Source organism: Nocardia tenerifensis NBRC 101015, from assembly GCF_000308715.1.
Classification (GTDB): Bacteria; Actinomycetota; Actinomycetes; order Mycobacteriales; family Mycobacteriaceae; genus Nocardia; species Nocardia tenerifensis.
Map to the genome: position 1 here is coordinate 1 of NZ_BAGH01000448.1, position 935 is coordinate 935.

Here is a 935-nt window from a genome sequence, read left to right on the forward strand (position 1 = left end):
ATGCCGGAAGCCGTACTCGGCGAAGGCCTCGGTGAACTCGGTGAGCGCGTCGGCCCGGACCGGCTCGGAGCCGTTGAGCAGCAGGTCGAGCCCGGACAGGTCCAGCCCGGCTCGCTCCTTCGGCGTCGACGCCGAAACCGTCAGGGACAGACCGAAATTGGGTCCGCCGGTGATGCCGGCGCGGTAGTCGCTCACCGCGCGCAGCCACCGGATGGGCCGCTTCGCGAACTCCGCCGGGGACATCGTCAGGCCGCGCACGCCGCAGTACAGCGGCAGCGACAGGCCGAGGATGAGGCCCATGTCGTGGAAGAACGGCAGCCAGGTCAGGATGGGCTTGCCGGGGTCCAGCGCCTGGCAGAGTTGTTCCAGCGCCGTCGTCATGTTCGCGTGGGTGACCCGGACGCCGGCCGGGGACTGGGTCGATCCCGACGTGTATTGCAGATAGGCGAGTTCGGAGCGGATCGGTTCCGGCTCGCTCGAATCCTGTGTCGGCGCCGTGACATCCGCCGCGAGGGTGAGGACCTGACCGAGCACGGGGCCGAGCACCGACGCGCTGTTCGTGTCGCCGTGCGACACCAGGGCCAGCGCGGGCCGGGCGTCGGCCAGTACCGAGAGCAGCCGGCCCTTGTTACGCGTACCCGACGCCGGAAACAGCGGCACCGCAATGCGATTGCTGTACAGGCAGGCGAGAAACGCTACGGCGTAGTCGAGTCCGTGCGCGCAGAGAATGGCGACCCGGTCGCCCGGCGCGCTGGACTCGCGCAGCCTCGCGGCGAGTCCCCCTGCGGCGGAATGCAATCCGGCGTACGTGAGGTCGACCGCGTGCCGCTCGTGCATACGGTACCGCAGCTCGGTGTACGCGACCTCGTCCGGTCGGGCGGCGGCGAATTCGGCGATGCGCGCGGTGAGACCGGGGCCCGGCGTCATGGCGCCTC

1 protein-coding gene is annotated in these 935 nt (G+C 70.4%); it reads right to left on the minus strand.

From position 1 onward, the window contains the following. On the minus strand, positions 1-927 hold a 927-nt coding region (locus tag ON39_RS33895; protein WP_040740334.1), incomplete at its 3' end, for an AMP-binding protein. Positions 928-935 lie beyond the last annotated feature (8 nt).